22 protein-coding genes are annotated in these 24,137 nt (G+C 57.4%); 12 read left to right on the top strand and 10 right to left on the bottom strand.

The window, feature by feature from the left end:
• The first annotated feature begins 4 nt into the window (after positions 1-4).
• Positions 5-1,417 carry an efflux transporter outer membrane subunit gene (locus ACTZWX_RS03030; protein ID WP_444712691.1) on the top strand — a complete coding sequence of 471 codons (1,413 nt, stop codon included), beginning with the start codon at positions 5-7 and terminating at the stop codon, positions 1,415-1,417.
• Here the strand turns inward: ACTZWX_RS03030 and ACTZWX_RS03025 are convergent.
• The 7 genes from ACTZWX_RS03025 to ACTZWX_RS02995 form a co-directional block, all read right to left on the bottom strand.
• Complete coding sequence (locus tag ACTZWX_RS03025; RefSeq protein WP_444712690.1) at positions 1,395-2,189, bottom strand: RES family NAD+ phosphorylase; 795 nt, start codon at positions 2,187-2,189, stop codon at positions 1,395-1,397. The two genes, ACTZWX_RS03030 and ACTZWX_RS03025, sit on opposite strands and share 23 nt — an antisense overlap.
• A complete protein-coding gene (locus ACTZWX_RS03020) occupies positions 2,186-2,551 on the bottom strand; it encodes an MbcA/ParS/Xre antitoxin family protein (protein WP_444712689.1) in 366 nt (121 codons plus the stop codon). Before ACTZWX_RS03020 ends, ACTZWX_RS03025 begins: the two co-directional genes overlap by 4 nt.
• Before the next feature lie 77 nt (positions 2,552-2,628).
• The gene (locus ACTZWX_RS03015; RefSeq protein WP_444712688.1) at positions 2,629-4,188 is read right to left on the bottom strand and encodes an FGGY-family carbohydrate kinase; all 1,560 of its coding nucleotides are present in this window, start codon (positions 4,186-4,188) and stop codon (positions 2,629-2,631) included.
• A 4-nt stretch (positions 4,189-4,192) separates the two neighbouring features.
• Complete coding sequence (locus ACTZWX_RS03010; protein ID WP_444712687.1) at positions 4,193-5,779, bottom strand: glycerol-3-phosphate dehydrogenase/oxidase; 1,587 nt, start codon at positions 5,777-5,779, stop codon at positions 4,193-4,195.
• Between the two features lie 7 nt (positions 5,780-5,786).
• Positions 5,787-7,391 (bottom strand): FAD-binding oxidoreductase, encoded by a 1,605-nt coding sequence (locus tag ACTZWX_RS03005; RefSeq protein WP_444712686.1) that lies wholly within the window; start codon positions 7,389-7,391, stop codon positions 5,787-5,789.
• A 109-nt stretch (positions 7,392-7,500) separates the two neighbouring features.
• Positions 7,501-8,160, bottom strand: coding sequence for a transglutaminase-like cysteine peptidase (locus ACTZWX_RS03000; protein WP_444712685.1), 660 nt, complete (start codon positions 8,158-8,160; stop codon positions 7,501-7,503).
• Between the two features lie 8 nt (positions 8,161-8,168).
• A complete protein-coding gene (locus ACTZWX_RS02995) occupies positions 8,169-8,834 on the bottom strand; it encodes a type II secretion system protein N (protein ID WP_444712684.1) in 666 nt (221 codons plus the stop codon).
• Between the two features lie 219 nt (positions 8,835-9,053).
• Between ACTZWX_RS02995 and gspE the strand changes: the two genes are divergently transcribed.
• The 11 genes from gspE to gorA are packed head-to-tail and all read left to right on the top strand — an operon-like array spanning position 9,054 to position 18,925.
• Positions 9,054-10,562: a type II secretion system ATPase GspE gene (gene gspE / locus ACTZWX_RS02990; RefSeq protein WP_444712683.1), complete on the top strand. Its 1,509-nt coding sequence runs from the start codon at positions 9,054-9,056 to the stop codon at positions 10,560-10,562.
• Positions 10,563-10,565: 3 nt separating this feature from the next.
• Complete coding sequence (gene gspF, locus ACTZWX_RS02985) at positions 10,566-11,780, top strand: type II secretion system inner membrane protein GspF (RefSeq protein WP_152438230.1); 1,215 nt, start codon at positions 10,566-10,568, stop codon at positions 11,778-11,780.
• Positions 11,781-11,834: 54 nt separating this feature from the next.
• Positions 11,835-12,287 (top strand): type II secretion system major pseudopilin GspG, encoded by a 453-nt coding sequence (gene gspG, locus ACTZWX_RS02980; protein WP_444712682.1) that lies wholly within the window; start codon positions 11,835-11,837, stop codon positions 12,285-12,287.
• A complete protein-coding gene (gene gspH / locus ACTZWX_RS02975) occupies positions 12,288-12,824 on the top strand; it encodes a type II secretion system minor pseudopilin GspH (RefSeq protein ID WP_444712681.1) in 537 nt (178 codons plus the stop codon).
• Positions 12,818-13,195: a type II secretion system minor pseudopilin GspI gene (gene gspI / locus ACTZWX_RS02970; protein ID WP_058091058.1), complete on the top strand. Its 378-nt coding sequence runs from the start codon at positions 12,818-12,820 to the stop codon at positions 13,193-13,195. Before gspH ends, gspI begins: the two co-directional genes overlap by 7 nt.
• A complete protein-coding gene (gspJ, locus tag ACTZWX_RS02965; RefSeq protein ID WP_444712680.1) occupies positions 13,195-13,956 on the top strand; it encodes a type II secretion system minor pseudopilin GspJ in 762 nt (253 codons plus the stop codon). The genes gspI and gspJ overlap by 1 nt, the downstream gene beginning before the upstream one ends.
• A complete protein-coding gene (gspK, locus tag ACTZWX_RS02960) occupies positions 13,953-14,963 on the top strand; it encodes a type II secretion system minor pseudopilin GspK (RefSeq protein WP_152438227.1) in 1,011 nt (336 codons plus the stop codon). Before gspJ ends, gspK begins: the two co-directional genes overlap by 4 nt.
• A 2-nt stretch (positions 14,964-14,965) precedes the next feature.
• Positions 14,966-16,273 carry a type II secretion system protein GspL gene (gene gspL / locus ACTZWX_RS02955; RefSeq protein ID WP_444712679.1) on the top strand — a complete coding sequence of 436 codons (1,308 nt, stop codon included), beginning with the start codon at positions 14,966-14,968 and terminating at the stop codon, positions 16,271-16,273.
• A 4-nt stretch (positions 16,274-16,277) separates the two neighbouring features.
• Positions 16,278-16,811, top strand: coding sequence for a type II secretion system protein GspM (gene gspM / locus ACTZWX_RS02950; RefSeq protein WP_152438225.1), 534 nt, complete (start codon positions 16,278-16,280; stop codon positions 16,809-16,811).
• A gap of 48 nt (positions 16,812-16,859) precedes the next feature.
• Positions 16,860-17,537 (top strand): GNAT family N-acetyltransferase, encoded by a 678-nt coding sequence (locus ACTZWX_RS02945; RefSeq protein WP_444712678.1) that lies wholly within the window; start codon positions 16,860-16,862, stop codon positions 17,535-17,537.
• Positions 17,538-17,563: 26 nt separating this feature from the next.
• A complete protein-coding gene (gene gorA / locus ACTZWX_RS02940; protein WP_444712677.1) occupies positions 17,564-18,925 on the top strand; it encodes a glutathione-disulfide reductase in 1,362 nt (453 codons plus the stop codon).
• A 13-nt stretch (positions 18,926-18,938) separates the two neighbouring features.
• Here the strand turns inward: gorA and ACTZWX_RS02935 are convergent, their stop codons facing one another.
• From ACTZWX_RS02935 to ACTZWX_RS02925, 3 genes are all read right to left on the bottom strand, one after another.
• The gene (locus tag ACTZWX_RS02935; RefSeq protein WP_444712676.1) at positions 18,939-20,870 is read right to left on the bottom strand and encodes a response regulator; all 1,932 of its coding nucleotides are present in this window, start codon (positions 20,868-20,870) and stop codon (positions 18,939-18,941) included.
• Positions 20,867-21,781 carry an ABC transporter substrate-binding protein gene (locus ACTZWX_RS02930; protein ID WP_444712675.1) on the bottom strand — a complete coding sequence of 305 codons (915 nt, stop codon included), beginning with the start codon at positions 21,779-21,781 and terminating at the stop codon, positions 20,867-20,869. Before ACTZWX_RS02930 ends, ACTZWX_RS02935 begins: the two co-directional genes overlap by 4 nt.
• A gap of 115 nt (positions 21,782-21,896) precedes the next feature.
• A complete protein-coding gene (locus tag ACTZWX_RS02925; protein ID WP_444712674.1) occupies positions 21,897-24,116 on the bottom strand; it encodes a TonB-dependent receptor plug domain-containing protein in 2,220 nt (739 codons plus the stop codon).
• Positions 24,117-24,137: the final 21 nt, after the last annotated feature.

Here is a 24,137-nt window from a genome sequence, read left to right as displayed (position 1 = left end):
GACTATGACTATGACCGCTCGATTACTGGTTATCCTGCCGGCCTTCCTGATGGCCGGGTGCGCCACGCTCACGCCGGAGCCGGTGCCTTTGCCAGTTGCTCCACCGGAACAATGGTCGGTCCAATCCGGTGAGGGGCAGGGCATCGATGCCAGTTGGTGGCAGGCTTTTAATGATGACCATTTGAACCGTCTGATTGATAAGGCCCTCGAGGCTAACCCAGGCCTGGCGGCCGCTGCCGAGTCTGTCATTCAGGCCGATTTGCAGCTGCAGTCCGCCGGTGCTGGCCTGCTGCCATCGTTGGGGGCGTCGGCCAGTACCGGGCGGCAGGCTTCGCGAGCCTCCGGCGGCGATACCAACACCGGTGGTTCAACCAGTGCCGGATTATCCGTGGATTATGAGCTGGATCTTTGGGGTCGATTGTCTGCCGTTGAAGGCGGCGCCCTGGCGAACTTGCAGGCCACCCGATTCGATTACGACACGGCCAGAATCACTCTGGTTGCTTCGGTCGCCAGTACCTGGTTTGAATGGCTGGAGTTGCAGCAACGGGTAGAGGTTGCCCGCAACAACCTGGCGATAGGCGAGCGCACCCTGGCCTTGGTGGAGGCCCGCTTCCGCAATGGCGCTGCGAGTCGGGCTGAACTGGCTCGCCAGCAAACCTCGGTATTGAGTTTGCGTAATGCGGTACCACCACTGGAATACCAGGCCCGGCAACGAATGGCGGCATTACGGGTGCTGACCGGAGAATTACCATTTGAGGGCGACACGCCAGACGCAGATATTGCGGCGGTCAGCATACCGGTGATCAGCCCCCTGGCTCCGGCCAGCCTGGTCACCCGTCGGCCTGATCTGGCGGCGCAGGAGGCTCGACTGGTGGCTGCCAGTGCCGATATCAAACAGGCCAGGGCGGCGCTGTTGCCGTCGGTTTCCCTGAGTGCAGCGGTGCGGTTATCCACCGACAGTTTTCTCAGCCTTGCTGATCCGACTCAAAGCGTTAGTGGTCTGTTGGGTTTAAGTCAGTCGTTGTTTGACGGCGGCCAGCGGCGAAACGCCCTGGCGATTTCAGAATCCCGGCGGGTGGCCCTGTTGGAAAGCTATCGCGGTAATCTGTTGACGGCGTTCCAGGAAGTGGGCGATGCCCTGGAACGGGATTCTCTGTTTGAGCTTCAGGAGCAGCGCCTGCAAGAGATCCTGGCACGGGCTGAAGAAACACTCCGACTGACAGAAGTCCGTTATCGGGAGGGCGCGGACGATTTGTTGACCTTGCTGGAGAGCCAGCGCAATGTGTTCGACGCCCGTCAGCAACTGAGCCAGATGCGCCTGAACCGATTGATTGCCGCCGTTGACCTCTATAAAGCCCTGGGCGGAGGTTGGCAGCGGGATGACGAGGTGGTGGCTACAGGGCCGGTTGAGGAATAACCCCCTCTACCAGAAAAGCTTCCCGGCCGAAGTTGTGAACCTGCTTACTGCCATCCGCCAGCGTCAAACTCATGGATACTTGCTGGTCTGAGGTGGCAACAATGAGTTTGTGGTACGACCTTGGCGCCGTGTCCCGGAGTGCCCGGGGGCTGAACAGCGCCACGTTGAGCCCGTCCATTCCGCTTCCGGTTTTCCAGGGTAGCTGGTACAAGTCGGCCTGAAGCGCCCGGGCCGAGAGAAACTGAAACGCTTCTGCGCCGCAGTGGCGCAGGTCGCTGCCCAGGGCCTGGGATTCCCGGTAGCTGACCGGGTCGGTGAGGATTTCCTGAAGGTCTTGCCACTCTGTGGCCTGAAGCCGAACACCCCGACTTGAACGGAAGCGGGCGGTAAAGACCGTGTGCAGGGTGGTCAAAGGGCGCTTGAACGGTTCTGACACGTGGCTGGTGAACACAAACCGGTAAAAAGCGGTTTCTGCCAGGGCTGTCGGAATGCTCATGGCGCCGTAGAACAGGCTGGGTTCAAAGCTACGGCCAAACCGAGAGCCGTATTTGAGCGGCGGGTATCGAAAGGGCGTCGCCAGCAGGTAATGCAGCTTGTTGGCCTGCTCGGGGATTGTCGGTTTGCTGGCATCCAGCAGTTGCTCCAGGCGAGCCTGTTCCTGCATGTTATCAACGATTCGGGTGGTGGCGATGTCTTCCTGACTCTCTACTACCCGAAAGAGCTGGCTCTGTAGGCTGCCCAGGGTGTTTTTAATACGTTCCCTGTAGTTCAAATCCGTCCCCGCATGGCATCCAGATAGTGAATCACCCGAACCAGCCCCTCCGTTGACTGAATCATGTCTCTGGGGGTGCCTTCAAAGTAGTGGTTCGGCGTGTTGAGCCAATGGGCCATGGCCTGGTTGTCGCCACCGGTCAGGGCATAAACGCTCCGATACAGGCGCACGAACAGCAGCGCCAGTTCTCCGGACTTGCTGTCCGGATCAATGCCGTCTCGGGTCAACCCGCTGCGATTTCGGCCAACAATGGCGGCTGCTTCGGCCTGGGAAAGACCAAACGCCTTGGCGGAATTCAGCAAGGCCTTGGCCAGCAGGGCTTTGTCGCTGGTTTGGGGGGCCAGGGTAGCCGGCTCGTTCATGGCTAGGGCTCCTTTGTGTATTTTTCATCATTATATACCTATATGGCGAAAATGCATCATTCAGAGCTCGGCAATCATTATTTGGGGTAGCCGGTGATACTCCTGATTTTCCGGTACAGCGGTTGTAACCTTGGGTACATGTCCAGATACACCTCGGAATACAGGCGCTGGTAAAGCTCAGACGCTTGCTCAGACGGTGTGAATACCTGGCCGACACGAGTCATTTCCCGTACCGCTGTGTCAAAATCCGGGTGCAGGCCCAGGCCCACGGCGGCGTCGATCGCCGCGCCCAGGCCGGAGGTTTCATAGGTGTGTGGTCGCTCGGCAGGCAGCCCGAAAATATCGGCAGTCAACTGCATGGCAGCATCGCTTTGTGAGCCGCCACCGGCCACCCTGAGCCGGCGGATTTTCTGACCGCTGCGTTTCTCGAGCCGTTCCTTGCCTTCACGGAGCGCATAGGCAAGGCCTTCCAGAATGGCACGATACAGGTGTGACCGAGTGTGGACGTCGCCGAACCCGATGATCGAACCCTTGGCTTCGGGGCCTGGCTGGCGCACGCCCGGGCTCCAGTAGGGTTGCAGCATCAGGCCCATGGAGCCAGGCGGTACGGAATTGACCAGTTCATCGAACAGGGCCTCCGGCTCTATCCCCCTTTGTTCGGCCAGTTTTTGTTCCCGCAGGCCAAATTCTTTCTTGAACCAGCTGACCATCCAGAAGCCCCGGTAAATCATCACTTCCGTTGAGTAGTGACCGGGCAGGGCCGATGGATAAGGCGGCATGAACCGGGTGGGCTCAACGTACCGATGATTGGTGGTATTGATCGTCGCGGTGGTGCCGTAGCTCATGCAGCCGATGTCCGGGCTGAGCCCACCGGAGCCGAGTATTTCGCACGCCTTGTCTGACGCCGCCGCAATAACCGGCAGGCCCGCTGGCAGGCCCAGGTGGTGGGCTGCGTCGGGAATCAGTTGACCGAGGGTTTCGCCGGGTTGCACCAGTTCCGGCAGCATATCGCGGGTGATGGGCATGGCCTGCCATTTGAAATCGCGTTTGCCTGCCCACTGCTGTTTTTTGTAGTCAAACGGCAGGTAGCCCACCTGGCTGCCGGTGGAGTCTGTGTACTGGCCAGTCAGCCGGTAATTGAGGTAACCGGAGAGCAGCAAGAATTTGTGGGTTTGAGCCCAGAGATCCGGTTGGTTCTGGGCAATCCAGTTGGCCTGGGTTTTCTCCCGGAAACGCTCAATGGTGTCTTCGAGCCGGGCCAGCTTGAATAGAAGTCCCCAGGGGCCCGTTAACGGGCCGTCTACCCGGGCATGGCGTTGATCCAGCCAGATAATGGCCGGGCGCAACGGTTGCCCGTGTTTGTCCAGGTTGATCACCGTGCCCCGTTGGGTCGTGACGGTGACGCCGGCGACCTGGTCCGGTGTTGCATCGGTACTCTGCCAGAGCGCTTGGCAGGCCAGCCCGAGATTGGTCCAGAAGTAGTCCGGATGCTGCTCGGCCCAGCCTGGGTGTTCTGAAAAGTAGGGTTCGATTTCCTGTTTGCCCTTGCCATGCAGATTGCCCTGCAGGTCAAACAGCAGTGCACGAACACTCTGGGTGCCATTGTCGATCGCCAGAATCAGGGGTGTCTTGGCCATACGGTTATCCGCCCTCGGAAGGCAGGGCGTAGGCCTGCTGGTACAGGGACAGATAGCGTTCCACTTCCCGCTGCCAACGTTCGTCTGTCCAGTCCAGCAGGCGTTGGCATCGCTTCTGGAGTTCTGGCAACAGGGTTCTGGCTCCCGCGGGGCAGACAAGCCCCAGGCGGGTTCTGCGCAGTAACAGGTCATCCAGGTGGTGTACCTGCTCCTGCCGGCAGGCCCATTCCAGTTCAGCCCAGAGCACGCCGGTATCGGCAACTTCCGTAAAGTCTGCATCACGGCATAATTCGGCCAGCGCTGGGCCGTAGTAGCCCTTGAGGCGTTGCCAGGTCAGGTGACGTACCGCTGTTGGCCGGTCAAGGTTGGCCAGGGGCTGAAACACCGGCTGGTCGTCGGCCCGCAATCTGTGGCTACCATCTGGCTCGAGTGCGGCTTCCAGAGCCTCCCGGGCAATCTGACGGAAGGTGGTGAGCTTGCCCCCGGCGACGCTGATCAGGCCTTTATCCTGGCGCAATGCGTGCTCGCGGTTCTCGCGGGAGGGCGTCTTGCCCTGACCATCCGTCACCACGGGCCGGACACCGGCCCAGGTGGAGATCACATCCCGGGCAGACAGGCTGGCGCCGGGGAATAGATGCTCGGCCACCTGCAGCAAATATCGAAGCTCGTGATCGGTAATCACCGGCTCCTGGTCCAGGTTTTCCCGGTGGTCCAGATCGGTGGTGCCCAGTACCGTTGTGCCTGCCCACGGAAAAGCAAACACTGGGCGTTTGTCTTCCGGGTGGAACAAAGAGACGGCGCAGGTAACTGGTAGCCGCTTCCAGGGTACGACAAGGTGGCTGCCCCGGAGCGGACGAATACTCAGCGGCTGTTCCGATGGGCCCTGCTGTTGCAGCCTGTCTGCCCAGGCACCGGTGGCATTGATAACGATGGGCGCTGATACCGTTATGCCAGATTCTGGCGGTTCCCCCTCCGGAACCACGACAAGGCCATTCACCATGCCGGCCTCATTCCGGATGATCCGGGTGGCGGATACATAGTTGAGGCAGAGGGCGCCATCCTGGCTCGCCTCGGCGATCAGTCTTTGCACCAACCGGGCGTCGTCGGTGAGGGCGTCGGTAAACAGGCTGGCCCCCAGGAGCCCGGCTTGATTCAGACCGGGCGCCCATTGCTGGGTTTGTGAGGGTGTAAGGCGTTGCCGGCTGCGTGCACCGGCAAGCCGGTCGTATACCGCCAGCAAAGCCTGGAACAGTCTGGGGCCGGGAAACTGGCCCTGGTAATGGGGCATAACAAACCGGAGTGGCTCAACCAGCCCGGGGGCCTCCGCCATCATGCGCTGGCGTTCCCTGACGGCATCACGAGTCAGGCCAATGTGGCCGCTGCCCAGATAGCGTAAGCCACCATGGACCATTTTTGATGACCGGCTGGACGTGCCCCAGGCAAAGTCTTTCTGTTCCACCAGAAGGGTTCTCAGGCCGCTCCCCGCGGCTTCTCTGGCAGCACCTGCGCCGGTGATGCCGCCACCGACAATCACCACATCGAATCGGGCATTACCGGTTTTCAGTTCTGCGAGAATCTGTTGTCGTGTCATACCGACCTCAGTCCAGAAGGGTTTTGGGATTGAGGCGGGCGTCTGGGTCAAAGCTATCCGTCAGCGCACGGATGGCGCGCATGCCCAGTTCGCCTTTTTCCACCGGCAGGAAGGGGGCGTGGTCCTTGCCAACCCCGTGCTGGTGACTGATGGTTCCCCGGTTGCGGACGATCAGTTCCGAGGTGGTGTTTTTCAGATGCTGCCATCGGGCCACGGTTTCCGGGTAGGTATCGGCTACGCGGAACACATAGGTTGTGTAGATGGAACAACCCTGTCCGTAAAAATGGGACAGGTGGGTGAACACGTGGGTTCTTTCTCCGTCCTTACTGAGACCTTCTCGCAGATTGCTCTCAATTCGATTGAGCAGGTTGTCGACGTTATCCCAGTCTGTAGCCGTTTCCAGAGTGTCTACCGCATAGCCCATTTGCCAGAGCGCCTCCCGGAAGTAGGGCATGGTAAAGCGCTTTTCGGCCCACTTGGCACCAAGTTTGGTGCCTGTATAAACACCACCATGGGCACTGCACACTTTCTTGGCTTGAGCCAGGGTGGAACGGCACTGGGCTTTGCTGCCGGTAATGCCGAAGGTCATCATGCACTTGCCTTCGCGCACCCCTCTGAAGGACAGGAATTTCTCCAGCATACCGATCAGTTGTGGGTGGCCCGCTAACGCCAGTTGGGTTTCGGTCTCGATCGCGTTGCTTAATCGCAGCATGGATAGGGTTACACGGTTCTGCACCAGCTTTCGCGAAGCGGTTTTTGCCTGTTCCCAACTCGGGAAGAACACCACATAGAAGTCTTCCTGATCAGCCAGGCGGCTGACACGGGCTTTGACCTCAGTGATCAGGCCCAGCCGACCTTCGGAGCCCAGAATCATCTCCCGGATGTCCGGCCCGGCGCTGGAAGCGGGCAGGGTGGGCAGGTCCAGCGTGCCCTGCAGGGTTTCGATCCGGCCACCGGCAAACAACTGCTCGATTCGGCCATAGCGGAGGGACTGTTGCCCACTGGAGCGGGAGGCCACCCAGCCGCCAATGGTGGAGAGCTCGAAGGACTGGGGAAAGTGGCCCAAGGTATAGCCGTGGGCACGTAACTGCGCCTCAACCAGGGGGCCTGGAGTGCCTGCGCCAAACGTGGCCAGCTGGCTTTCCCGGTCCAGGTCCAGAAGGCGGTTCATTTTGGCAAGGCTGATGGTCAGCACTGGTTTGCCCTGGTCGACGGGGTTGATATGGCCCGCCACGCTGGTACCGCCACCGTAAGGAATCAGGTGCAAGTCGTGGTCTTCGGCATAGAGCAGCAAGGCTCGAACATCCGAATTGGATTTCGGAAATGCAACCCCGTCGGGAAAGGTGCCGATCTCACCGCTGCGAAGGGCCAGCCAGTCCACCAGGCTTTGGCCTCGGGCGTGGCGTACGCGCACTTCCGCGCTGGTGTCGATCAGGTCATCAACCTTGGGGTCAGCCGGTAGGCGTGTGGCGGGTACCTTTTCGCTTACTTGCTCCAGGGTGGCATCCTGTAACGGACTAGCAGAACCAACTCGCTGTTCAAGAAATGCCTGACCCTGCGCAGGCAGCTCCAGGTTAAACTGATCATCACCCCATCCGTTCCAGCGTCGCATCGACCACAACTCCCGATTTCATGAAAAGTGTCGGCATTCTATAGCGTTGGCGCCAAAACCCAGTGGCAGAGTGCGACAGTGGCTTTGTCATTTGGCGCCAGGTGAAACATCAGTGTCGCAGGGACTCGGTCAACCGTCGGTTCAGGTCCTGCCAGTGCTCAAGCCTCTGGGCATCGCCAATCCTCGAGCGCTCCCCGGAGGAACGGTTGAGCCAGAGGCCTTCACCGTTAAAGCTATAAACTGGTTCCAGATCAGTTCTTTGCGAGGCAGGTCTAATGTCGTTTATCAGGTTGTCAAGGATCAACGGATCGGCGTCCGGGGTCTTGTACCAGGCCAGAACCATGTGGGCCTGGTTCAGCTCCAGGGCTTTGACATAGACAATACGCAGTTCTTCGTCGGGAACGCCCATGGCTCGTAATGTCAGATACTTGGCAATGGAGAAGTCTTCGCAGTCTCCGCCGTTGGTGGTTAGCAATTCTACCGGGGTGGCCCAGTAGTCTTCCTCGCCCCAATGCTGGATGTCACTGACGAAAGGGATCCGATTGAAGAACGAGTTGACCAGACGACGTTGTCGGTCGATGGGGGCATTACGGGCCAATTGATGCAGCCGCTGCCAGTCTTGCAGCCTCTGATGGGCTTCCTGGCCGAATTCACTCCGCACGTAGGTCATCAGCCGGTCGCTGAGTTCAATGGCACCCGCCAGGGAAAAAACAAAGACCAGGGGAATGAGGATGGTATGGCGACGTGCAGACCAGGTTGCCGTTGCCATATCAGGCCTCAGTTACTGTTCTGTAGCCGTTGGCGTAACTGCTCCAGTCGCTGTCTGATCTCCTCTCTACGTTGTTGTTCGCCCGCTGGCGTGGCCGTGCCGCTGGATGATGCACGTTGTGCAGGCTGTGGTGTTTGCCGTTGCTGTATCTCCTGGTCGAGTGATTCTGCATTGCTACTGGCCAGAGAAACGCCTGAACGATCATCAAGCTCCGGAAAATAGAGGTTTTCGAGTTTGCCAGCGCGCTCGATGATGACACGGTTAGGGAACACGGTGCGTAGCTTGGCGTTACCGGGAAGCTCGTTGCCTACCAGGTACGCTTCGGTCTTGCCCTTGTCATCTTCAATCAGCGCGCTGCCCGGGAATTCGCCGTCAGCAGCCAACACACCGCGCAGCGAAAGCCTGAGGTTGGTTTCTGGCAGATTTTCGGTGTCCACCTCCACTGCGCCACCGGTATCCGAAGCTGTACCGAATAGGGTCAGGTTTGCCAGCTGTACTTCAGGCACGTTCTGTCTTGGTGTGTCGGTGTTGTTACCCGCTGTCTGCACCTCAGGCAGCGTACGCTGCGACTCGTTTTGCCAGAACTGGTATGCCTGCCAACTGGTCAGCCCTAGCATGGCCACAACCGCAGTCACCGCAAGTAACAATGGTATCCTTTGATCAAGAGCGAGCATCGGGTTTCCTGAATGAATGATCGTAGGCGTAAAAAGCTCACAGGTTATCAGACTGAAATGAATTAGTGGCAGTATAGTGTATAGAGTTGTTCAGTGGTTCCCATTCCTGTGGTAGCCTTTTTTAGTGCCTTTGTATGGCTAAAGAATTAAAGGATTTTTCCAGCGCCGGAAAGTCCCAGAAAAATAATGAATGATCTGACGGAAACAACGAGGAAGCCCTTGACCACCGAAACCGAAATGCAGCCGCAGGATGCGCCGCTGGACCGTCTTCCGTTCACCTTTGCCAAGCGCAACGGTGTCATTCTTACCCGCAATGAAGACGGTGAAGCGATTATCCTGGTGCGACCGGGTGCGTCCCACTCTGCACTTGCTGAAGCAAACCGGATCAGTGGTGGTCGGGCCCGCTTTACCACAATTGAAGCAAACCGTTTTGACCAGGCCCTGAACGCTGCATATCAGAGCGATTCGGCCGAAGCCATGCAGATGGTGGAGGGTATTGGCGATGACATGGACCTGGCATCGCTGGCGGATTCCGTGCCGGAGACCGAAGATCTTCTGGAGCAGGAAGACGACGCCCCGATCATTCGCCTGATCAACGCCATTCTCACTGAGGCGGTGAAGACCAACGCTTCGGACGTGCATATCGAAACCTATGAAAAGCACCTGGTAGTGCGTTTCCGCGTTGATGGCGTGCTGCGGGAGGTGGTTCAGCCGAAACGGGCTCTGGCGCCTTTGCTGGTTTCCCGCATCAAGGTTATGGCAAAACTGGATATCGCTGAAAAGCGGGTACCCCAGGACGGCCGTATAGCGCTCCGGGTGGCAGGACGGGAAGTGGATATCCGGGTGTCCACCATGCCGTCGTCCAGTGGCGAGCGGGTGGTGCTGCGTTTGCTGGATAAACAGGCGGGTACCATTCGGCTGGAATCCCTGGGCATGGCGGGAAATGACCTCAAGATCCTGCGCAAACTCATCTACCGCCCTTACGGGATTCTTCTGGTTACTGGCCCGACCGGTTCCGGTAAGTCGACAACCCTGTACGCGTCATTGCAGGAAATAAACGACCGAAGCCGCAATATTCTGACCGTCGAAGACCCCATCGAATACAACCTGCCTGGTATCGGCCAGACCCAGGTCAACACCAAGGTGGATATGACCTTCGCCCGGGGGCTTCGGGCTATCCTGCGCCAGGACCCGGATGTGGTTATGATTGGTGAAATCCGGGATCTGGAAACGGCGGAGATTGCCGTTCAGGCCAGTTTGACCGGTCACCTTGTGCTCTCAACCCTGCATACCAATACTGCAGTGGGCGCCATTACCCGCTTGATGGATATGGGCATTGAACCCTTCCTGATTTCCTCAAGCCTGGTGGGTATTGTTGCCCAGCGTCTGGTGCGGGTGTTGTGTACCCATTGTCGCGAACCCTATACGCCGACCGAAGAACATTGCGAATTCCTGCAGCAGGACCCGGCCAATCCGCCCACCATTTATCGGGCGAAAGGCTGTGAACACTGTAATCAGCTGGGATACCGTGGGCGTATCGGTATCTATGAGGTGGTGGAAATTACCGAAGAAATCAGCACGCTGATTCACAAACGAGCAGGGGAGATGGACCTGGAGAAAGCCGCTCGCCTCCGCAGTCCGAGTATTCACGCAGACGGGGTCAAAAAAATCTTGGAAGGCACGACCACCGTGGAAGAAGTTCTGCGCGTTACCCACCGGAGCCAGTAATCCATGCCAGCCTACGTTTACAAAGCGCTGGACCAACGGGGAAAGCAGAAACAGGGTGTTCTGGAGGCAGACGCTGCTCGTGCCGTGCGCCAGCAATTGCGCGAGAGAGGGCTAACCCCGCTGACCGTTGAACCGGCCGTTGACAAACAACAGGCTCGTACTAACCCGTTCAGTAATCGAGGCTCCCTGAGTGCTGCGGACCTTGCCCTGGTAACCCGCCAACTGGCGACACTGATTCAGTCAGGCATTCCCATCGAACAGGCACTCAGTGCAGCCGCGCAGCAATCCACCAAGCCCCGCATCCGTAGCATGTTGATTGCCATTCGGGCCAAAGTGATGGAAGGCTACACGCTGGCGGACAGTTTTGGTGAGTTTCCAAGGGCGTTTCCCCGGCTTTATCGCTCCACGGTTGCTGCCGGTGAACACGCCGGGCACCTGGACCTGGTACTGAACCGGCTGGCGGACTACACCGAAAACCGCCAGGAAGCCCGGCAAAAAATCCAGTTGGCCGCGATCTACCCGATCATTCTCAGTGTGGTTGCAATCGCCATTGTCGTTTTCCTGCTGACCTACGTGGTGCCGGATATCATCGAGGTGTTTGTCCGGCAAGGGCAGGACTTGCCCGGGCTGACCATGGCCATGTTATCGGTGTCGGAATTTCTCGGCACTTATGGTGTCTATCTCTTTATCCTGTTGATGTTGGCGCTGGTTGGTTTCCGCATTGCCCTGAACAAACCCGGGTTCCGGATGAAATTCCACAAGCAGTTGTTACATCTTCCGTTGTTCTCGGGCATGGTTCGGGGTGTGAACACCGCGCGTTATGCAAGCACCCTGAGCATCCTGACCACCAGTGGTGTGCCACTGGTGGAGGCCATGAAAATCGCCGGTGAGGTACTGTCTAACGACTACCTTCGAAAAGAACTGAAAGATGCAGCACGTAAAGTCAGCGAGGGCGGCTCGTTGCATCGGTCGCTGGATCAGACTGGCTACTTTCCGCCAATGATGTTGCACATGATTGCCAGTGGCGAGGCCAGTGGTGAACTGGACGGCATGCTGGAGCGCACCGCCCGGATGCAAGAGAACACCCTGCAGTCGAAAATTGCCGCCATTGTCGGCCTGTTTGAGCCGTTGATGCTGCTGGTGATGGGCGTTGTGGTGCTGATCATCGTATTGGCGATCATGCTGCCCATTCTGAATATGAGCAATCTGGTGGGCTGATACCTGCCTTGAAGACTGACTAACCCAAGACCCAGGTCAATGATGAGTGGAACGATGAGTATGAAACAGAACCCGAACCAGGCCCGTAACAAAGGCTTCACGCTGATTGAAATCATGGTGGTGATGGTCATCCTTGGCTTGCTGGTAGCGATTGTGGCACCCAACATCATGGGCCGTAGCGACCAGGCTAAAGTGACGGTGGCGGAAACCCAGCTCAGCAATGTTGCCAATGCCCTGGACCTCTACCGCCTGGATAACAGCCATTACCCGTCTACACAGCAAGGTCTGGAAGCGTTGGTGCGCCGGCCCAGTGGGTCACCCGAACCCCGTAACTGGAACGCAGACGGCTACCTGAAAAGCGTCCCGGAAGATCCCTGGGGTAACGAGTACCAGTACGTGAGCCCCGGAACGGAGGGTCCCTACGATCTTTACTCCTTCGGCTCTGACGGCCAGGAGGGTGGCGAGGGTGATGCTGCCGATATCAGTGTCTGGAAAACCGGGAACTGATTGATTGTGAAACGCAGGGCGAACCAAATCGGTTTTACGCTGATTGAAATTCTGGTTGTCCTGATTATTGTCGGGCTTCTGGCCGCGTTGGCGGTGTTCAACATGGCCGGAAGTTCCCAGAAGCGAGAGTTGGAGAATACCGTTCAGGATCTGTTCCTGCTGATGCAAACCGCATCGGAACAGGCGATCCTGAACAATCAGGAGCTTGGGCTGTTAATTGAGGACGACAACTACCGATTCGTGTCGTATCAAGATGTCACCGGTGAATGGAAGTTGTCCGGGGAGCGGCTGTTCCGTGCCAGGCCCTTGCCTGAATGGCTAACCCTCACTGATTACATTGAGAACGACGCGCCCCGCCTGACCTCGGCAGAAGATCGTCTGCGCCCGGATGTGGTGTTTTTCTCCAGTGGCGAAACCACACCCTTTATTATTGAGTTCACCATCGGCAACAACACCGACGACATGCACGTAATCGAATCTGACGGTGTATCCCTGCTTCAGTGGCGAAAGCCGGGCAGTGAGGATGAGGCATGGTAAACACAGTCAGAGGTTTCACGCTGCTCGAAGTGCTGATTGCCTTGCTGGTGTTCGGGTTGATCGCCACCGCCGCAGCGGAGGTGGGTAGCCAGTACATCGCAAGCTACGAACGGGTTCGCGATAAAACCCTGGCCGGCTGGGTGGCCGATAACCGGATTAATGAACTCCGTTTACAAGAGGCGTTGCCGGGCATTTCCGAAAACTCCGATGATCAGGATTTCGGCCAGTACCGATGGCGGGTCACCACGGTTGTTCAAGGTACCGCCGAGCCGAGCATGCGTCGGGTGGAAGTAACCGTTGCCCGCTACACTGACAGTGGGGGCGACCCGGTTCCGGTGCATACCCTGTCAGCATTTCTTGGGGAGAAGTGATGCGCTCCCGTTCAGGCTATTCAGGTCTTCACACCAGTTCCGGTTTTACCTTGATGGAAGTGTTGATTGCGGTGACTATCACCGCTGTTATCGGCCTCGGCGTATGGCAGGTGATCAATGGCGTGGTGACTGCGCGGGACCGGGTAAATGATGTGTCTGGCGAGTTCGAAAACCTCCAGAAAACCATGTTACTGCTGGAGAGGGACCTGAACCAATTGGTTAACCGGCCGATTCGGGATGTTTACGGCGACTTCCGGCCCGCACTCAGCAGTCGTGAGGACGCTTTTGAACTGGTATTAACCCGCCAGGGTTGGCGCAACCCCCTTGGCCTGAGGCGCAGTGGGCTGCAACGGGTTGCCTGGGAATACACCGGGACCGAGCTCCGGCGCCGCTACTGGCCGACGGTTGACCAGGGGCAGGAAGATAACAGCCAGGATCTGCTGTTACTGGACAACGTGGTGTCGCTCGAAATTCGCTTTCTGAACAGTCAACTCAGCTGGCAGGACGACTGGCCGTCAGATCAGGACCTCGCTAGCCTGTCGCCCGGCGCAAGGCCAGTCCTGCCCATGCCGAGGGGCATTGAAATTACTCTGGAGCATGAACTGTTCGGAGAACTGGTCAGAACCTTTGCCCTGGCTGACTTTGATCTTGCCCAGGCACAGGCCGTGGTTAACCAGCAGCAGGAGGCAACGGGCAACTCGGATACCGATGAAGAAGAATCTCAGGCAGTTCAGGATACCCAGCAAGGTACCGGCACATGACACGGCAACCGGTCAAGAGTAAGCCGTCGGGACAGCAGGGCGTAGCACTGATCATGGTGCTGCTGGCCATGGCTCTGGTGGTGATGCTGGCCACAGGCATGAGCAGGCAACAAAGTGTTCAAGTGTTCAAGGCCGGGCATTACCTGGCGCAGCAGCAGGGGCACAGCATTGCACTGGGCGCCGAAGAGTTCGCCCGCCGGATTCTGGTACGCGATTTTGAGCAGGACCGGGAGGACGGCGTGATGGTGGACAGCCCCGACGAATTCTGGGCTCAATATGCTGCCATCCTGCCACTGGACGACAACGGCGTGGCGGAGGTTCAGATAGATGACCTTGCAGGGCGCATCAATCTCAATGATCTGGTTACCCCAAACGGCCAGGTAGACCCTTTGACCCGCGACAGACTGGTGCGGCTGTTCCGGGCTCTCGGCATTACCGCTGTTTCAGTCGACGCACTGATTGACTGGATTGATGCAGATGACCAGACCATCAGTGCCTATGGCGCCGAAGATGGCCAGTACCTGATAGCGGAGCCCGCGTATCGGGCGGCCAATCAGCCGTTTGTGTCAATCACCGAATTACGCCTGATCGATGGGATGACCGAGGAAATCTATGTGGCGCTCCGGCCTCATGTCAGTACGCTGCCGGTCAGCGGTATCGGGATCAACGTGAATACCGCCACTGGCGCGGTGTTGATGTCGTTGCACGATGACATGACGGAAGCTCAGGCAGAGTCAGTTCTGGCCAAGAGAGAAGAAGAGCGGTTTGAGAATTTACAGGATTTCCTCGCTTTGCCCGAGTTTTCCGGCATGGGGCTGAAAACCACCGGGTTGACCTTGCAAACCCGTTTTTTTGAAGTTGTTTCACGGATTACCTACGATAATCGTGTCGTTAATATGGTCAGCACGGTATTCAGGAGTCCGGAGGGTGAAGTCCGGACGGTTCACAGGGATTCCGGGCAGAAGAATCGCATCACCAAAGAGCCTTATACATTCTCAGAAGGATAGCCATGTCTTACCGCCTTTTTGTTCGGCCGGTCCCGCCCTTCGCAGACCTGGACCAGAACCCGGAATCACAGCTGTTCAGCTGGCTGTTACAGGATGCCAGTGGCGATACCCAGGCCAGTGGTGCGGCAGATACCCGGGATGCGATTGAGCAGACACTCGGCCAGAATGCATTGGAAAAAGTGCTGCTGATCGGCCTTATTCCGGGTGACGAAGCCCTGTTTTGCCTGGCTGACATTCCCGCCAAGCAAAGCCGGTTCGTACACCAGGCGTTGCCATACGCGGTGGAAGAACAGATCGCCCAGGATATCGAGAGCGTCCACCTGGCGCTTGGCCGTCATACCTCGGATGGATACCATGTTGCGGCAATAGATCAATCCCAAATGGGGCAGTGGTTAGAGCTGTTTACAGGCTGGGAGCACGTGCGCCTGGATGCCATTTACCCGGACGCCTCCCTGTTGCCGACAACCGATAACGGCTGGACCGCCTGCCTCGACGGCGAGTGGGCCATGCTGGCAAGTCATCGAGGCGAGTGGCTGCGACTGCAGACCGCCAACCTGGGCATGTTGGGGGTTACCCTCGCAGCGCCAGCCACTGAAGAGGTGGTCGCGGAGATACCGGTCACGGTTTATGGAACCGAGCCCGAGCTGGAACTCTGGCAGCCGGCATTGTTGGAACTGAGCGGTACCGATGGCCGGGTACATCTGGCGCAGAAGCCCCTGGAATTTACGGCGCTGGAGCTGCTGGCGTGGTCCCACCATCATCATATGTGTCATCCGGTCAATCTCTGCCAGGGCGCCTTCTCCGTTAAAACGAGCGGCAGCAGCCCGTTGAAGCCCTGGAAGCCACTGATTGCAGTTGCGTCCGTCTGGTTTGTGATTCAGCTGGGGCTTGAAATTGGTATGGGTGTGTATCACAACCAGGAGGCCGAGGAGCTGCAAAGCCAGGCCATGGCCATCTACCGTGACGCTTTTCCCGCTGACCGCCGTACCCACGCGGGCAATGTGCGCCGGGTGATTGAGGGTCAGTTGAGGGTGGCAGGCGCTGGCCGGGAAGAAGTGGATTTCATCACGCTGATGAAATACACCGGAGATCAGTACAGCCGGGTTGCGAATGCCCAGGCGGTTACCTTTAATTCCATTAACTACAGCCGGAACAGGGGAGAGCTAGTGGTAGACGTCCGGGCCGACAGTTATGAACGGATGAGTAATCTGAGAAATGGCCTGGCCAATCAGGGATTGCGTGCGCAGATTGGGTCTGTGGTTAATGAAAGCTCCGGCTCCCGTGGCCGGTTGACGGTTTCGGGAGGCTAACGCCATGTGGGCACGAATCAAAGACCAGCCGGCGGTCGGTAAGCTTATCGCGAGATACGATCAACTGCCGGTGCGGGATAGACAGGCGCTGGTGGTGCTGGGCATTGCCTTGCTGTTGGCCATTCTCTATTTTGGCATCTGGCGGCCTGTGGCTGATTTCAGCAACCAGGCGGAAGCCAGTCGTGAAAATGCCGAGCAACTTCTGGCCTGGATGCAGGCAAACCAGGCAACCATTCGTCGCCTTGGTGGTGCGGGTTCCGGTTCGTCGGCGGGGGCCGGCGTTGACAAGCCTGAAGACGGTCGGGCGCTGATGGCACTGGTTACCCGCTCCGCAGGTGAAGCGGGGCTTTCGCTGCAGCGATTTGAGCCAAGCGGCGAGTCTGCCATCCGGGTATGGCTTGAAGCCGCACCGTTTGCCGAGGTAGCGGCCTGGCTGGAGCAGCTTGATGCCCGACATGGGGTGATTGTGGATCAGGCTGCCATGGACAGGGGAAATGAGCCGGGGCGGGTATCCGTGCGGCTGACACTGACGATCTGAAAGGGGCATGCCCCAAGCTGACCGGTCATTTCGGAGGAGCGCGAGTAAATGCGTGATAAGCAGGAAAACAATAATAATTCTGATGCTGTCGTGGTTCGTCTTGATGAGACTGCCCGCAACGAGGCCCAGTCGATTCTTTGCCATGCGTACCGGGAAGATCCAACGTTCCAGTATCTGTTTGATCATCGCCGGGCGGGTTACGACCAGCGAGTAAGAGCGACAGTCAGGGAACTGATTGACCTGTACCTTGAGCTCAATCAGGATGCCGTTGGTGTGATGAAAGGGGATACCCTGATTGCCGTGGCCTTCATCGGCGACCCGGAACTCCGGATGAACCTCGCTGAGCAGCTTAGCTGGCGAATTCGCATGGTGTTGACCGCGGGGTTTGCCTCGACTCGCCGATACCTGGATTACCATCAGAAAATCCGCGACCTGTTGCCGCACCCACAGGCTCATCAGTTGCCTTTGATGGGGGTCAACCCAAAATACCAGAATCAGGGGTATGGTCGGGTTTTGCTCAAAGCGGTCGAGAAGCTTTGTGAGGAAAATCCCCGGGGCAAGGGCCTGGTACTGGATACCGGTAACAGCCGATACCTGCCGTTTTACGAATCCGAGGGCTTCCGCAGCCTGGGCAAGATACGCCTGGGTGATTTTGAAGATCATGTCCTGTTCCGGGAAATTGGATCTGACGCTAATGACGCCCGGAACGAGGCAACGCCGCATTAACACAGTATTTGTTATCAGGAGTGAATGTGTCCGACAGCCATGATTTTGATTTGATCGTAATTGGTGCCGGTTCCGGTGGTGTCCGCCTGGCGAGAATGTCAGCCCAGCGGGGCGCGAAGGTTGCGGTGGTTGAGTCCCGGTACCTGGGCGGCACCTGTGTCAACGTTGGCTGTGTTCCGAAAAAACTGTTTGTGTACGGTGCCCATGTTCATGACGAACTGGAAGATGCAGCAGGCTATGGCTGGCGAGTTCCGCTCGATCAGGTTAGCTTCGACTGGCCCACTCTGGTGGCAAACAAAAACGCTGAGATTGAGCGCCTGAATGGCATCTATGGTCGCCTGCTCGAGAATGCCGGAGTTGAGATCATCAATGGCACGGCAACCATCAGCGATGCCAATACCGTTACGGTAGGCGAGCGGAGCTATAGCGCAAAACACATCACAGTCGCGACGGGAAGCTGGCCGGTAGTGCCGGATGTTCCCGGTAAAGACTGCATCCTTACCTCCAATGAAATGTTCTACCTTCCGCAATTACCCCGTCATGCGGTGGTTTGGGGTGGCGGGTATATCGCGGTAGAGTTCGCCGGCATACTGGCCGGGCTTGGTGTGGAAACCACCTTGTTGTACCGGGGTGATTTGTTCCTGCGGGGCTTTGATGACGATGTGCGCCGGTTCACCGAGCAGGAGATGCGCAAAAAGGGCGTCGACTTGCGTTTCAACGCCACCATCGAATCCATTGAGACTCAAGGCGCCCACTATCAGGTCATGTTGTCTGACGGAGAACGCCTGGAGACCGGTCTTGTCATGGCAGCAACCGGACGGAGAGCCCTGGTTGACGGCCTTGGCCTGACGGAGCTGGGTATTGAACTCAACGCTTCGGGCCACATCGTTGTGGATGACCATTTCCAGACCTCGGTACCCTCAATCACCGCGCTGGGCGATGTCATCGGCACACCGCAGCTCACTCCAGTGGCACTGGCCCAGGCCATGGTGCTGTCGCGTCGGCTGTTTGGTGACGGTCAGGGCGATATGGATTACAGCGCTATTCCGACCGCTGTGTTTTGCCAGCCGAATATCGGTACCGTTGGCCTAACTGAGGAAGAGGCCAGGGAAGCCGGTCACAGGCTGCGCATTTACCGTTCAGAGTTCCGACCGATGAAATACACATTGAGCGGACGGGACGAGAGATGCCTGATGAAACTGGTGGTGGACGATGAGACCGACAAGGTGCTCGGCGCTCATATGGTCGGGCCAGACGCCGGCGAGATTATTCAGGGGCTGGCCGTTGCCATCAAGGCCGGTGCCACTAAGGCGCAGTTTGACTCAACCATGGGCATTCACCCGACCTCAGCGGAAGAATTTGTCACCATGCGTGAACCGGTAGCGTAAGCTTTCCGGTTCTTTACAATCGAATCCAGCGGCTTAGTACTTCCCTGAGGGTCTCGCGGCGTACCGGTTTGGGTATGTAATCATTCATGCCGCTGGCCCGGCAGCTGGCCTCGGTTTCTGTTGAGACATCAGCCGTCAGGGCGATGATCGGCGTACCGCATTGCCCGTTCCCCTGTTCCCATTCGCGAATCATTCGGGTTGCCTGATAGCCGTCCATCACTGGCATCTGGCAATCCATCAGGATGACATCGTAGCCTTCGTGTTTGTTTTTTACTTTGTCGACCGCCTCCTGGCCGTTATTCGCGGTATCGGTTTCAAAACCGAGCTTGTTCAGCAGCTTGGTGGAGACCTTCTGGTTTACCTCATTGTCCTCGACCACCAGGGCCCAGGACTTTCTTCCAAGCTGCTCCCGCGGGATATCCGGGAGCTCCGGTTGAACCTGGGCCGGGGCATCCGCCAGCTCAAATGGCAGCTCAAAACGGAACGAGGAGCCCTCTCCGAAATCAGACTCCACCTGAATATGGCCTCCCATCAGTTCCACCAACCGCTGAACCAGAGAGAGCCCCAGTCCGGCGCCGTCATGGGCGCGGGTGTTACCGGAGTCAACTTGTTCGAATGTGTGGAAAATATTGTGAAGGCGGTCACTGGGAATACCCGCTCCGGAATCACTGACGGAACAGCCGAACAGTGCGCAACCGCTTTCAAGCGACAGCCAACTTGCGCGAACACTGACAAAACCGTTCGTGGTATATTTAACCGAATTATCCAGTAGCCCTGCCAGAATCTGTCGGACTCTAGGTGCGTCGCCAACCACCACCGGTTTGTCTGGCCATTCCCCCAGAAAGTTGATATCCAGTGCCAGGCCTTGCTGCTCTGCTGCATGGCGATAGGAAGCCGCACAGTTGGCCAGAATGGACCTTAGATCAAACTCCTGGTGTTCCAGTTCCAGAGTGCCGCTGTCCATACGGGCATAATCGAGAATATCGGAGATGACGGTAAGCAGGTCCTCTGTAGCCTGCCGGGCAGTGCCAAGGTAATCCCGCTGTCGCTTGGTTAACGGTTCCTCCTGGATTAACTCAACCATTCCCAGTACCCCATTGAGCGGAGTTCTGAGCTCGTGGCTCATGGTTGCAAGGAATTCAGATTTGGCATGGCTTGCCAGTTCGGCCTTTTCCCGGGCCTCTTCCGACACCGCCAGGGTCTGGTCGCGGGTGGTTCTGAGCTTCTCCAGATGGTCCCCCAACTCGTTCAGTTGTTTCTGTATGGCGACGATCTCTTTGGAGTTTCCCTTGGTGGTCACGGGCTGGGCGTCATAATCACCGGTAATCAGTTGATCAACCCGGCTTGCCACCCCGCGAATGGGCTGCAGGATACTGTTGAGGAAATGGTTCACCAGAACGATGGTGAACAGCAGCATGGCGACACCAACGGCGATAGATGACCACAGAATACTCTGCTGGCGATCAGCCAGCACGCGCGGTTCAACACCCACTTCAACTGCACCAACCCGCAAGGAACCAGAACTGAACCCATAACCGGGGTTGAACCATCCAGCGCCTGCGCCAAGGTCCAGGGGTTCCTGAAGGATTTCTGCAGAATAAATATCGAAGTTGTGGTGTCGCTGTGAGGGGCTGTCAAGACTATTGCTGACAAAGCCGAGCTCTTTTCCGACCACATCGGTTACGCGTATCCACTCGGCTTTGCTACGCCGTAGTGACTGATTAAGTGTCTGCTCAAGGGCCGCAATATTGCCGGAAACCACAGCGTACTCGAGTGCCGGGGCCAGGCTGTCCGCCAGCATCTGGCTGCTTTCAGCCAGGTCGGTACGCGCGTCCTCCAGCCGGGCCGAGGTAAAAAACGCCATTAGGGCAACAAACATGACAACCGCAGGCAAGGCGCCAAGCAACAGAAGTTTTCTGGACAGGGATGCATTCTGCCTGTTCATTCGGAATCCTCCTGGCTGGAAAGCATCAGGTCGTCCAGGTATTGCGATATCCATTCACGGCTGGGAAGTGGGATATTGAGTGATCGGGCCACTTGTTCATTGACCTCCACACGAAACTCACTCGGATAGACGGGTTCAGGAAAACTGCCTGTATCAAAGTATGTCTGAAGCAACTCGCCAGCCTTCGCCGCCATGGCCGGGAAGGGGGCATAGCCTGAGGCCAGGACTCCGGCTTTCACATAGGCCTGGCTTGGCCCGATGACGATACGGTTTCGCCGATAGGCGGTCAGCAGGATATGTTTGATATTTCTGGGGTTGTAGATGACGTCGTCAGGGCCGGCGAGCAGAAAATCACCGTAGTTCAGGGCCCTGATAAGGGTAGGAATCAACTGGTCGTCGCTATCCGTGACGAATACGCGCGCTTCGAGACTGTACTCCGCCAGCTGATCCATCAAATCTTCATAGATCTCGACAGACTCCGTGGAAGCCAGCAAGGCAATACGCTTGGACTGAGGCAGTATCGCTTTACCGGTCAGTGCCTGACGCAACAGGGGAACGTCATAAAACACCGCAGACACCAGCCCAGGGGAGCGGTTAACATAGCCTTGGATAAACTTGCGCTCTACCAGCAATGCGAGTATCTGTGCGTTCCTGTTGATCTGATGAATACGAGTGAATGCGGTCGGGCCAATGGTGATCACTGGGCTGGCCGATACAAGAGTTTCCTGGCCCTCTGACAGAAATACCAGTTCAACCGATTCTCCGAGTTCCGAACGTAATAGTCGGGTCACGTGTCGATCCAGGGCGGAGTTACCGGAACCGGCAATGTACACACTCGGTAGCGCGGGCTGACCGTTTTGCCCGAGGACAATGCTGGACCATGGCAACAACAGTATCAGTGCCAGCGCCATCAGGCATCCACTGAACCGTTGCTGGACTCGTGGCTGGTCAGTAAAAGAGTGTCTGGATGAGATCATACCGTCCCAATTGGTGTGCTATCCGTTGGTCAATCCTTTTAGCATAGTGTCAGAACCGGACTCCCGCCTCCACAAAGAACTGGTTGTGGTCTTTGATGTTGTTGTCAGAGCTCAGTTCCGGTTCCCGGTTCAGATAGTGTTGCATGGTAAGGGCAACTTCCGCCGTATAACGCGGTTGATAGAAGCGCTTGGCAATTCTCGCATCAATGCGCTCGAATTGACTGCGTCTGAATTCGTCCGCCCAGTAGAAAGCCGATGAGGCCTTGAGACCCCAGGGCAGATCCTGAATCAGCGCCAGACTGCCGGAATGCCTTATAGACAGCCGGGTCAGCAAACTGACCGCCTGCTCCTGTTTTCCGGTATCAAGTTCGCCGTCCTGATTGATGATTGGCTGACCGGTGTACCAGGTATCCTGATCCAGGTAGCCGTAGCTGGCACGGAAGGTTGTGCCGGGGTATTCAATCATCGCTTCCACTTCAAAACCTTGCTGATCCACGGCAACGTTGTTGTCGATGCTCCAGTCCTTGAGCTGAATAACACCGCTGATCATGTCGCGCATTTCATCCTTGAAGCCCCGCACTTCCAGAGACAGCATGGCCCGCTCCAGCGGGAACTGGCCGAAGTAGCTGACTTCCCGGGAAATGATTCGTTCTTCCCTCAGGTCTTTGCCGAGCGTAAGCCACCCCAGGTCTTCGTACGCATCCGCGGTTGTTACCCTGCGCCCCTCAAGATCGGAATAAATAGCAGGGCGGACATTGCGGAGGGTGTAGCCCCAGTCCGGATTCTGCTCGAAACCATCCGGGGTTCTGACCGCCTGGGAATAGACAAAGCGGAGGGCGTGCCGGCTGTTGAGCGTGAAATTAGCAGCCAACCGGGGTGAGAAGTAGTGATCGTCTGTTGTGCTTGTGCGTTCCCAGTTACCGCCTGCGTTAAGGGTCAGCCAGTTTATCGGCGTATATTCCACGTTGCCGAAGAAGCGTGACTGGTAATTGTTACCGCGGCCGTTGAAATAGGTTTCAGAGCGGAAGGTATCTTTCCGGAATCCCGCGCCGGAGACGATTCTCAGGTCGTCGCTGAGCAGAATGGTGTCCTGAAACTCCAGTTCCAGGCGGGTATCCTCTGAATCCGCGTCTACCTGGGCAATGGCGGGCGCGCCACCCCCGTCAACAAAGCAGAGCCGTTCTCGACTGCCATCGGGGAAATAGGTGTACTGATACAGCGGTGTGTTGTCTCTGAGGCACTGCACAGTGCTATCCGGAAAGCCAACGGTGTATTGTTGCCGACGGTCAAAATTTTGAACACTGGCCATCACATGGAAAAAATGACGCTCGGACGCAATCACGTTCAGTTTGGATTGCAGGTAGTAATCCCGCACATCAATATCCGGATTCTCGAACGGGTTCAGCTCGCCGCTTTTGTCCTTGTCCTGATAATTCATGCCATCTACAACACCGCCCCGCAGCTCAACATCCGTGCGGTCGTTGATCTTGACGCGGGAATCATAGGTAAAGGAGTTGATGTCGTGGCCGTCATGGAATGGAAAGCGCTCGCCGCCGTCTACCTGGTAGTCGAAGCCATCGAACTTGCGCTTTTCATAGGTTAATCGCCAATCCATATCCGGGTCGGCGTTGCCCACGGAACCAAAGGTACGTAGGTGACCCCGGGAGCCCCGAACCACTCGCGCCTCAACGCCTGCGGTATCGGCCGGGTCCCGCGTAATAATATTGATGGTGCCCAGGAAGGCATTAATGCCGTAGGCAGCCGAGTTGGGCCCCCGGGCTACTTCGATGCGTTCAATCATCTCAAGAGGCACCGGCATGGTTTCCCAGTCCATATCAGACAGGGTTGCCTTATGCGCAGTTCGGCCGTCTACCAGGACCTGCATACGGCGCTGTTCATAATGCACAGTGCCATGGTAGGTGGTAACCGGTTGGTGGCTACCAACGAAATTGACCACCATGCCCGGAACCAGGCGGAACACCTCGTACAGGTTCTGGATGCCAAGGTCCCGAATCATATCACCGGTGATCACGGTGGTACTTCCGGGAACCCGGGTTTTGGGCTGGCGCAGCCGGGTGGTGGTTAGCACCTCTGGAATGTCATCGCTGAAAGCCACCAACCCATTGCTGAACTCCGGAAAACCGGTATCCGCGCCGGCATTGCCGGTCGAGAGGGCTAAAATGGCTGAGGCAAGCAGGGAATGGCCGAAGGTTCTGCGCATGCGGAGTCGGTTAGCGCGATTTTCTGACAGGTAATTCGTAATGCGCATGGGTGTCGTTCTATAATTTGC

It is taken from the genome of Marinobacter sp. NSM (genome assembly GCF_052380025.1).
Classification (GTDB): Bacteria; Pseudomonadota; Gammaproteobacteria; order Pseudomonadales; family Oleiphilaceae; genus Marinobacter.
Note: the sequence above shows the minus strand (reverse complement) of the source record. Positions and strands in the feature narration are given on the sequence as shown.

What these genes read in the sequence shown, in the direction of transcription:
- ACTZWX_RS03020 (WP_444712689.1), bottom strand. Translation starts at nt 2,551, where the DNA reads ATGAACGAGCCGGCTACCCTGGCCCCCCAAACCAGCGACAAAGCCCTG.
- gspF (WP_152438230.1), top strand. Translation starts at nt 10,566, where the DNA reads ATGCCAGCCTACGTTTACAAAGCGCTGGACCAACGGGGAAAGCAGAAA.
- gspL (WP_444712679.1), top strand. Translation starts at nt 14,966, where the DNA reads ATGTCTTACCGCCTTTTTGTTCGGCCGGTCCCGCCCTTCGCAGACCTG.
- gspM (WP_152438225.1), top strand. Translation starts at nt 16,278, where the DNA reads ATGTGGGCACGAATCAAAGACCAGCCGGCGGTCGGTAAGCTTATCGCG.
- ACTZWX_RS02925 (WP_444712674.1), bottom strand. Translation starts at nt 24,116, where the DNA reads ATGCGCATTACGAATTACCTGTCAGAAAATCGCGCTAACCGACTCCGC.
- gspI (WP_058091058.1), top strand. Translation starts at nt 12,818, where the DNA reads ATGGTAAACACAGTCAGAGGTTTCACGCTGCTCGAAGTGCTGATTGCC.
- ACTZWX_RS02930 (WP_444712675.1), bottom strand. Translation starts at nt 21,781, where the DNA reads ATGGCGCTGGCACTGATACTGTTGTTGCCATGGTCCAGCATTGTCCTC.
- gspG (WP_444712682.1), top strand. Translation starts at nt 11,835, where the DNA reads ATGAGTATGAAACAGAACCCGAACCAGGCCCGTAACAAAGGCTTCACG.
- ACTZWX_RS03000 (WP_444712685.1), bottom strand. Translation starts at nt 8,160, where the DNA reads ATGGCAACGGCAACCTGGTCTGCACGTCGCCATACCATCCTCATTCCC.
- gspJ (WP_444712680.1), top strand. Translation starts at nt 13,195, where the DNA reads ATGCGCTCCCGTTCAGGCTATTCAGGTCTTCACACCAGTTCCGGTTTT.
- ACTZWX_RS03005 (WP_444712686.1), bottom strand. Translation starts at nt 7,391, where the DNA reads ATGCGACGCTGGAACGGATGGGGTGATGATCAGTTTAACCTGGAGCTG.
- gspK (WP_152438227.1), top strand. Translation starts at nt 13,953, where the DNA reads ATGACACGGCAACCGGTCAAGAGTAAGCCGTCGGGACAGCAGGGCGTA.
- ACTZWX_RS03010 (WP_444712687.1), bottom strand. Translation starts at nt 5,779, where the DNA reads ATGACACGACAACAGATTCTCGCAGAACTGAAAACCGGTAATGCCCGA.
- ACTZWX_RS02945 (WP_444712678.1), top strand. Translation starts at nt 16,860, where the DNA reads ATGCGTGATAAGCAGGAAAACAATAATAATTCTGATGCTGTCGTGGTT.
- ACTZWX_RS02995 (WP_444712684.1), bottom strand. Translation starts at nt 8,834, where the DNA reads ATGCTCGCTCTTGATCAAAGGATACCATTGTTACTTGCGGTGACTGCG.
- ACTZWX_RS02935 (WP_444712676.1), bottom strand. Translation starts at nt 20,870, where the DNA reads ATGAACAGGCAGAATGCATCCCTGTCCAGAAAACTTCTGTTGCTTGGC.
- ACTZWX_RS03015 (WP_444712688.1), bottom strand. Translation starts at nt 4,188, where the DNA reads ATGGCCAAGACACCCCTGATTCTGGCGATCGACAATGGCACCCAGAGT.
- ACTZWX_RS03030 (WP_444712691.1), top strand. Translation starts at nt 5, where the DNA reads ATGACTATGACCGCTCGATTACTGGTTATCCTGCCGGCCTTCCTGATG.